The following is an 8609-nucleotide window of genomic DNA, read 5'->3' on the forward strand; positions in this document are numbered from 1 at the left end:
GGGTCGACCCGGGCACGGGATCGTCGGGGGAGGACACCCGTCGGGTCAGACGGTTTCAGGCGAGTCCGGCGTCTCTGACGCCGACGGCTCCTCGCGGACGTCGGCGATCTGCTCCTCGGGTCGCGGGGGCACCGTCTGGTCCTCCTCGAGTACCTCGAGCTCGTGGTCGTGCGCAGCAGTCTCCGACATGTCCGCCTCCTTGCCCGGAGTCTAGGACGGTGGGGACCTGTCCGGGCCGGACATCGCCGCGGGGCTGGGGGGTGTCGGGAAGTGGGCACTCGACTTGGCTCTGGGCCCCGAGCCTCGGTCGAGTGCTCAGTTTCCGTCGTCGGAAAGTGGGCACTCGACTTGGCTCTGGTCCCAGCCTTGGTCGAGTGCTCAGTTTCCGTCGTCGGGAAGTGGGCACTCGACTTGGSTCTGGGCCCCGAGCCTCGGTCGAGTGCTAGTTTCCGTCGTCGGGAAGTGGGCACTGGACTGGGGTCTGCGCTCCGTGGTGTCCGGGTCGCTGGGTGCGGGCCCTCAGAAGCCGAGACGCTGGAGCTGCTTGGGGTCGCGCTGCCAGTCCTTGGCCACCTTGACGTGCAGGTCGAGGTAGATCTTCTGGCCGAGGAGCGCCTCGATCCCCTTGCGGGCGTTGGTGCCGACCTCGCGCAGCCGGGAGCCCCCGCGTCCGATGACGATCGCCTTCTGGCTCGGGCGCTCCACGAAGACGTTGACGCGCACGTCGAGCAGCGGCTTGTCCTCGGGTCGCCCCTCACGCGGCACCATCTCCTCGACGACGACGGCCAGCGAGTGCGGCAGCTCGTCGCGCACGCCCTCGAGGGCGGCCTCGCGCACGAGCTCGGCGATCATCACCATCTCGGGCTCATCGGTGAGCACGCCGTCGGGATAGAGCTGCGGCGATCGCGGCAAGAAGGAGGCGAGGACGTCGCGCACCTCCTCGACCTGGCTGCCCGACACGGCCGAGCACGGGATGATCGCGTCCCACTCCCCCAGCTGGTCGATGGCGATGAGGTGCTCGGCGAGCCGCTCGCGGTCGACGGCGTCGGCCTTGGTGGCGATGGCGACGACGGGGCGGCGCCGCAGCGAGCGCAGCTCCTTGAGCTCGTTGGCGATGAAGGTGTCGCCGGGCCCGATGCGCTGGTCGGCGGGCAGGCAGAAGCCGATGACGTCGACCTCGAGGAGCGTCTCGCGGACGAGGTCGTTGAGCCGCTGCCCGAGCAGCGTCCGCGGCTTGTGCAGGCCCGGGGTGTCGACGAGGATCACCTGCGCCGTGGGAGTGGTGGCGACGCCGCGGATCGTGTGCCGCGTCGTCTGCGGCTTCGAGCTCGTGATCGCGACCTTCTGTCCGACGAGCGCGTTGGTCAGTGTCGACTTGCCGGCGTTGGGCCGGCCCACGAGACAGGCGAACCCGGCGCGGTAGTCCTCCGAGCGACCTCCAGGCGCCATGCCGTCGCCCATGCCGTCGCCGCGTGTCGGGTCAGCGTCCTGAGTGGCCATGGGCGTCCTCCGTCTCGATGTGTGCGGCGTCGTCCTCCGGCACCGGCGCGCGGTGCACGATGACAGACGCGACCCGGTGGCGGCGTCCGGCCATGCGCTCGGCCGTGAGCTCCAGCCCAGCGACCGTACCGGACGAGCCGACGATCGGGACGCGCCCGATGACCTTCGTCAGGAGGCCACCGACGGTGTCGACGTCCTCCTCGTCGATGGTGACGTCGAAGAGCTCCGCGAGGTCGTCGATGTCCATCGAGGCGGGGACCCGGAGGGTGCCGTTCTCGAGCTGCTCGACGCCGGGCGCCTCGCGGTCGTGCTCGTCGGCGATCTCGCCGACGATCTCCTCGATGATGTCCTCGATCGTGATCAGCCCGGCCGTGCCGCCGTACTCGTCGACGACGATCGCGAAGTGGTTCTGGTCGCGCTGCATCTCGCGCAGCAGGTCGTCGACCGGCTTGCTCTCGGGCACGAAGTGCATGGGCCGCATCACCTCGGTGGCAGGGTGGCGACCGTCCTCGGGGGCGGCGTTGAGCCGCCGGGCGACGTCCTTGAAGTAGAGCAGCCCGCGCACGTCGTCGCTGTCCTCGCCGACGACGGGGATCCGCGAGAAGCCGGAGCGGAGGAAGAGGGACATCGCGCTGCGGAGGGTCTTGTCGGCGTCGAGCACGACCATGTCGGTGCGCGGGACCATGACCGCTCGGGCGAGGGTGTCGCCGAGCTCGAAGACGGAGTGGATCATCTCGCGCTCGTCGGCCTCGATGACGTCCGAGTCCCCGGCCATGTCCACGAGGTCGCGCAGCTCGGACTCGGTCTGGAACGGCCCGTCGGTGTAGCCCTGGCCCGGCGTGACGGCGTTGCCCAGGACGACGAGCAGCTTGGCGAGGGGGCCGAGCACGCGACGCAGACCGACGGCGAAGGGCGCGCTCCACAGGGCCACCGTGTCGTAGTTCTGCCGTCCGAGCGTGCGCGGGGAGACGCCGACGACGACGAACGACACGACGGCCATGATCGCGATGCTGATGAGGGCGCGGCTCCACGTCGACTGGACCTGCCCCGCGACGGCCAGGGTGACGAGGACGGCTGCGGTGGCCTCGGCGACGACGCGCAGGAACGCGATCACCGACAGGTAGGGCGGCGAGTCGCCGACCACGGTCATGAGCGACCTCGCGCCCGAGCGGCCCTCGTCGAAGAGCTCCTGCGCCCGCACGCGGGACATGCGGAAGATCGCCGCCTCGGCCGCCGAGAGCAGGAACGCGACGACGATGCTGACGAGCGCCGGGAGCGCGAACTGCGGGAACATCTCGGTCTCTCGTCCGCGCTCAGGCGCTCGGGCGGTTGCGCGTGGCGAGGAACGTCAGGAGCAGCTGCCGTTGCAGCTCGAACATCTCGCGTTCCTCGTCCGGCTCGGCGTGGTCGTAGCCGAGCAGGTGCAGGATGCCGTGCGTCGTGAGCAGCAGCATCTCCTCGATCGGCGCGTGACCCGCCTCGAGGGCCTGCTTCGTCGCGACCGACGGGCAGAGCACGATGTCGCCGAGGGTGCYCTCATCGGGCTCCTGGCCCTCCCGGCCGGGCCGCAGCTCGTCCATCGGGAAGCTCATGACGTCGGTCGGCCCGGGCAGGTCCATCCACTGCACGTGGAGGACCTCCATGGCGTCCTCGTCGACGAGCTTGATGCAGAGGTCCGCCTGCGGGTGCACGCGCATCTGCTCCATGACGTAGGAGGCGCAGGCGAGCAGCTCGAGCTCGTCGACGCCGGCGTCGGTCTCGTTGAGCACGTCGATGCTCACGCGAGGTCCTCCTGCGTGTCGGGCGCCGCGTCCACCGAGGGCGTATGCCGTCCGCCCGGGCGGGTCGGACCGGTGGCCCTGCCCGCCGCGTCCTTGCCGTGGCGACGGGCGCGCTTCTGGCCACGTGCGTCGTCGCGTTCGTAGGCGTCGACGATGGCGCTGACCAGTCGGTGCCGGACCACGTCGTGCGACGTCAGCTCGGCGAAGTGGATGTCCTCGACGTCGCCGAGGATGTCACGCACGATCTTGAGACCGGAGCGGGTGCCACCGGGCAGGTCGACCTGCGTGATGTCGCCGGTCACGACCATCTTCGAACCGAAGCCCAGGCGGGTGAGGAACATCTTCATCTGCTCGCTCGAGGTGTTCTGCGCCTCGTCGAGGATGATGAACGCGTCGTTGAGCGAGCGTCCACGCATGTAGGCCAGCGGCGCGACCTCGATGGTGCCCGACGCCATGAGCTTGGGGATCGTCTCGGGCGAGACCATGTCGTGCAGGGCGTCGTAGAGGGGCCGGAGGTACGGGTCGATCTTGTCGTTGAGCGTGCCGGGCAGGAAGCCGAGGCGCTCGCCGGCCTCGACGGCCGGGCGCGTCAGGATGATCCGGTTGACCTGCTTGGCCTGCAACGCCGCCACGGCCTTGGCCATCGCGAGGTAGGTCTTCCCGGTGCCGGCAGGACCGATGCCGAAGACGATCGTGTGCTGGTCGATGGCGTCGACGTAGCGCTTCTGGTTGAGCGTCTTGGGCCGGATGGTGCGGCCACGGCTGCTGACGATGTTCATCGTCAGCACGTCGGCGGGACGCTCGAGGGTCTGGCTCCGCAGCATCGAGATGGAGCGCTCGACGGCGTCGCGGTTGAGCGGCTGCCCGGTCTCGACGATGACGAGCAGCTCGTCGAGCAACGAGTCGATGATCTCGAGCTCGCCGGCGGGGCCGGCGAACGTCATCTCGTTGCCGCGCACGTGCGTGTCGACGAGGGGGAACTGGCGCTCCATGGTGCGGAGCAGCTCGTCCCTGGGACCGAGCAGGGTCACCATCTCGATCGGCGGCGGGATCTGCCGCGTCAGCACGGGGGCGTCGCCCCCGGCCTTGCCCCCCGCGGCGTGCTGGGTGCCGTCAGGGCTGTCGGTCTCGGATGGTCGAGGTTGCGCGTCATTCATCGTGGTGACGAGTCTACGTGGCGCGGCCCGAGCTCCTCACCACGAATTGCGCGAGGTCCCGGCTCTGCTGCACGCGGGAGGGCTCGTGAACGTACATCATGTGGCCCGCCTCGTAGTAGGCGTGCTCGATGTTGGCGAGCCGGTCGGCGGGCAGCTGCAGGTGGGCCACGACGTCCTCGGCCGCGAAGTGCGGCGTCGCGCCGTCGTAGTAGCCGTAGGCGATGTGGACCTTGAGGTGCGGGTTCTGGCGCATCGCCCGCTCGAGCTTGGGCGACACGTCGACCGGCCGGCCCTCGAAGTCCTTGAAGGACCACGGGTGCACGAGGCGCGAGATCTGCTCGTAGTGCAGGTCGCTGCCGTACCCGAGCTCGTCGCGGACGTAGTGGTTCCAGGCCGCGGCGTAGGGGCCCGCGATGGCGTCGTGGGAGGGGTCGGCGTCCATGTTCTCGGCGATGGCGGCCGCGGCCGGCCCCGTGAACCGGGCGTCGAGGCGCCCCACGGTGAGGCGCTGGTCGCGCAGCAGCTCGGTGAAGTAGCGCCAGTGCTCGATGCGCAGGTCGGCCCGGTCGACGTAGTCCTCGGTCAGGCCGGAGATCCGGGCCAGCGTCGCCACGGCCTCGGCACGCTCCCGCCTCGTGAGGCGGTTGCCCCGTGAGAGCACCCACGGGTAGTCGCGGGCAGCATACGCCTGCGCCTCGTCGAGGACGGACTGCAGCGACCGCCGGCCGTGCTTGCCGTGGTAGTGCGCCACGGCGGCATACGTCGGCAGGTAGAGCGCGTGGGCTCGGTCGTTGCGCTGGTTCTCGAAGTCGACCGAGCTGAGGTCGAGCACGCTGCTGATGAGCACGAGCCCGTTGAGGTACATGCCGTAGCGGGACTGCAGGTGCTCGGCGAGCGCCGCACCGCGCAGGGTGCCGTAGGACTCGCCCGCGACGAACTTCGGTGACATCCAGCGACCGTTGCGCGAGGTCCAGAGCCGGATCAGCTCGGCGACGGACTCGACGTCCTTCTGGTAGCCGTGGTACTCCCCCGGCTTACCGCCCTCGACGGCGCGCGAGTAGCCCGTCGACATGGGGTCGATGAAGACGAGGTCGCTGACGGCGAGGAGCGACTCCGGGTTGTCGACGAGGTCGTACGGCGGCGGCTGCAGGGCCCCGACGTCGCCGCTGACGACGCGGCGCGGACCGAGCAGGCCCAGGTGCAGCCAGACGCTGGAGCTGCCGGGACCGCCGTTGAAGGCGAAGGTGACCGGCCGCGTGCGGGCGTCCGCGTCGTCGAGGACGTAGCTCGTCAGGGACAGCTCGGCGCGCGCCTTGTGCCCGCCGAAGGTGCCGTCCTTGTGCTCCTCCTCGCGCAGCACGACGCGGCCGGTCGTCGCTGTGTAGCCCAGCGTCCGGCGGCCGACCTTGAGGGTGTGGTGGGTGGTGACGAGGTCGTCGACAGGATCGACCGGCTTCGTCTCCCCGTCGCCCTCCTTGACGTCTGCCGACCCCGTCGTGGCCGGCGTCTCGTCGCCGGTGTGGGGCTCCGTGCTCACACCATCCGCCGCTCGGTGAACGTCGTGCCCGCGAGGAGGTGCACGTGCGCGTGGAAGACCGTCTGTCCGGCGTCGCCACCGGTGTTGACGATCATTCGGTGCGCGTCGGCCACGCCCTCCGCCTCGGCCACGCGGGCGGCGAGACGGAAGACGTCGGCGAGGTCGTCACCCGACACGGCCGCCAGCGCACCGACAGTCGGCTCGTGGCGTCGCGGCACGACGAGGACGTGGATCGGCGCAGCAGGGTTGATGTCGCGGAAGGCGATCGACCGATCGCTCTCGGCGACACGGTCGGACGGGATCTCCCCGGCGACGATCTTGCAGAAGAGGCAGTCACTCGGGGTCTGCGAGGTCATGAGTGCACCCTAGGCACGTCGTGGACGGTCCGCACGATTGCCACGTCGACGTGTCAACCGTGAAGGCGCCGCGTGCGTCATTTGTCCGTGAGAACGTTGGGTATGCCGTCCGGCCAGCTCAGTGACCCCGGGGCGTCCGGGGCCGCTGACCGTGTGCCGACCGCCCCGACCGCCCCGACCGCCCCGAACGCCCCGAACACGAGTGCCGAGCTGCCGAGCGACCCCGACGTGGCCATCGCCGAGCTCTACCGGGCCCACTGGCACCGGCTCGTGCGCCTCGCCTGGCTCCTGCTGCGCGACCAGCTCGCCGCCGAGGACGTCGTGCAGGACGCCTTCGTCGCCACCCATCGCAGCTGGGCCTCGATCCGGGACGGCGGCCGGGTCGTCGGCTACCTCCAGACGTCCGTCGTCAACGGCTGCCGATCCGTGCAGCGCCACGCCGTCGTCGTCGACCGCCAGAACCTCCGAGAGGCGGCCGCAGCCGACGCCCCGGGACGGGGCAGCCACGGGAGCGCGGAGACGCACGTCCTGCGCTCGGCAGAGCGCCACGCCGTGATGGACGCCCTGCGGGCCCTCCCGTCGCGCCAGCGCGAGGTGCTGGTGCTGCGCTACTACTCCGACCTCTCCGAGGCCCAGATCGCCCACGCTCTCGAGATCTCCCCGGGCGCCGTCAAGACCCACGCCCACCGTGGCCTGACGGCCCTGCGCCGCACCATCGACCCCCTGGAGCTGTCATGAACACCGACCCGTCGCGACCGGGCGAGACGCCCCCCGACCTCCCCTTCGTCGATGGCGCAGGGCTGCGCCTCGTCGAGGACCGGCTGCGCCGCTCGCTCGAGGACGAGGCGAACACCATCACGCCCACCGACCGGCTCGGCGCCATCCTCGACGAGGGGCACGCCGGCACGGGCTTTGCAGCGGCGGGCGCGTCGCGTTCGTCAGGTTCCCGCAGCCGCCACCACCGCTGGATCCTGCCGGCTGCCGCGGCCGCGACCGCGGTCCTGGTGACCGGCACGGTGTGGGCGGTCAACCGTCCTCCGGCACAGACGCCGCCGGCCGCCGCGACGCCGACCGCCGTGGGGACGCCGACCCCCGGCGCGTCGTCCGCGACGCCGTCGACCGGACTGTCGAGCGGACTGTCGAGCGGACCGTCGAGCGGACCGTCGAGCGGACCGTCGAGCGTCCCGACGCAGACCGCAGCACGGCCGTCCACCCCTGCCCCCACTGCCACGACGGGCGCCCAGCCTCCGGTGACGACGACCGTGAGCGTGCCCGTCTACTACCTCGGTCCGGTCGCGGCGGGGAGCGCCAAGACCCGGCTCTTCCGGGAGTTCGTCACCGCCGGGCTGCCGTCGCCCTCGGTCCCGTCGGGCAACGCGGTGGCCGCGTTGCGTCTGGCCATGGGGCCGGCACCGGCTGGCAGCCCCTACCACTCCGCCTGGACCGGCGTCACCGCCCAGTCGGTGACGGCCGGGAACGCCGCCATCACGGTGCGCCTCTCCTCGGGCACGCGGGACGTCACTCCGCTCGCCGCGGAGCAGCTCGTGTGGACCGTGCAGGCCGCGCTCGGCTCCTCGCTGCCCGTCCACTTCGAGCTCGCCGACGGCAGCGCCGACGTCGCGCCCGGTCACGCGGCCTCAACGTCCTACACCCGGCCCAGCGACCCGATCGCGGTGCTCGGCCAGGTCGCCCCGATCTGGGTCGACGAGCCGGCGCGTGGCTCGGTCGTCAGGGCCGGCGCCCCCCTCACCGTCTCGGGTGTCGCCAGCACCTACGAGGCGAACGTCCAGTGGCAGCTCCTGCGCGGCGGGAAGGTCGTCGACAGTGGCTTCACCACCGCCTCCCAGGGGGCCCCCGCCCGGGGTTCGTACACGTTCCCGACGAAGCAGTCGCTGACGGCAGGCGCCTACGTGCTGCGCGTCTTCGAGGCCAGCGCCAACGACGGCTCCACGGTTGCGGAACAGCTCGTCCCCTTCACGGCGCGCTGACCAGCGGGGCGTAGGCCGTCAGGTCCAGCGGGTGCGCGCGCTGAGGACCGCGAGGGCCGCGGGACCGGCTGACGACGCCCGCAGGATCGTCGAGCCCAGACGCACGGCATGGGCTCCCGCGGCGGTGAGCGCCTCGATCTCGCGGTCGGTGATGCCGCCCTCGGGCCCGACCACGACGAGCACGTCGCCCGCCTCCGGCAGGCCCACCGTCGCCAGCGGCTCGGTGGCCTCCTCGTGGAGCACGAGCGTGCACGCCGACTCCGCCACCCGCGCCACGAGCGGAGCCAGCC

Annotated in this window: 10 protein-coding genes; 2 read left to right on the plus strand and 8 right to left on the minus strand. The window is 71.3% G+C overall.

From position 1 onward, the window contains the following. Positions 1-45: 45 nt before the first annotated feature. The 7 genes from AC1DP0_RS13405 to AC1DP0_RS13435 all read right to left on the minus strand — a co-directional run bounded on the left by AC1DP0_RS13405 (position 46) and on the right by AC1DP0_RS13435 (position 6331). The gene (locus AC1DP0_RS13405) at positions 46-189 is read right to left on the minus strand and encodes a hypothetical protein (protein WP_478085048.1); all 144 of its coding nucleotides are present in this window, start codon (positions 187-189) and stop codon (positions 46-48) included. A gap of 330 nt (positions 190-519) precedes the next feature. Then, positions 520-1449, minus strand: coding sequence for a GTPase Era (gene era / locus AC1DP0_RS13410; RefSeq protein ID WP_478085057.1), 930 nt, complete (start codon positions 1447-1449; stop codon positions 520-522). A gap of 31 nt (positions 1450-1480) precedes the next feature. Next, positions 1481-2794, minus strand: coding sequence for a hemolysin family protein (locus AC1DP0_RS13415; RefSeq protein WP_478085049.1), 1314 nt, complete (start codon positions 2792-2794; stop codon positions 1481-1483). A gap of 19 nt (positions 2795-2813) precedes the next feature. Then, complete coding sequence (ybeY, locus tag AC1DP0_RS13420; protein ID WP_478085050.1) at positions 2814-3281, minus strand: rRNA maturation RNase YbeY; 468 nt, start codon at positions 3279-3281, stop codon at positions 2814-2816. After that, on the minus strand, positions 3278-4438 hold the full coding sequence (locus AC1DP0_RS13425; protein WP_478085051.1) for a PhoH family protein: 1161 nt from the start codon (positions 4436-4438) through the stop codon (positions 3278-3280). Before AC1DP0_RS13425 ends, ybeY begins: the two co-directional genes overlap by 4 nt. Before the next feature lie 13 nt (positions 4439-4451). Further along, a complete protein-coding gene (locus tag AC1DP0_RS13430) occupies positions 4452-5975 on the minus strand; it encodes a S10 family peptidase (protein WP_478085052.1) in 1524 nt (507 codons plus the stop codon). Then, positions 5972-6331, minus strand: a complete 360-nt coding sequence (locus tag AC1DP0_RS13435; RefSeq protein ID WP_478085053.1) for a histidine triad nucleotide-binding protein — start codon at positions 6329-6331, stop codon at positions 5972-5974. Before AC1DP0_RS13435 ends, AC1DP0_RS13430 begins: the two co-directional genes overlap by 4 nt. Before the next feature lie 153 nt (positions 6332-6484). Between AC1DP0_RS13435 and AC1DP0_RS13440 the strand changes: the two genes are divergently transcribed. Both AC1DP0_RS13440 and AC1DP0_RS13445 read left to right on the plus strand, forming a co-directional pair. Further along, entirely contained in the window at positions 6485-7069 is a 585-nt protein-coding gene (locus AC1DP0_RS13440; protein ID WP_478085054.1) for a SigE family RNA polymerase sigma factor, read from the plus strand. Further along, entirely contained in the window at positions 7066-8319 is a 1254-nt protein-coding gene (locus AC1DP0_RS13445) for a Gmad2 immunoglobulin-like domain-containing protein (protein WP_478085055.1), read from the plus strand. The genes AC1DP0_RS13440 and AC1DP0_RS13445 overlap by 4 nt, the downstream gene beginning before the upstream one ends. An 18-nt stretch (positions 8320-8337) precedes the next feature. On the opposite strand, the gene AC1DP0_RS13450 is transcribed toward AC1DP0_RS13445, so the two are convergent. Then, positions 8338-8609: RsmE family RNA methyltransferase (locus AC1DP0_RS13450; protein ID WP_478085056.1), on the minus strand; the 272-nt coding region annotated here is incomplete at its 5' end.

It is taken from the genome of Terrabacter sp. P5_B1, from assembly GCF_056400505.1.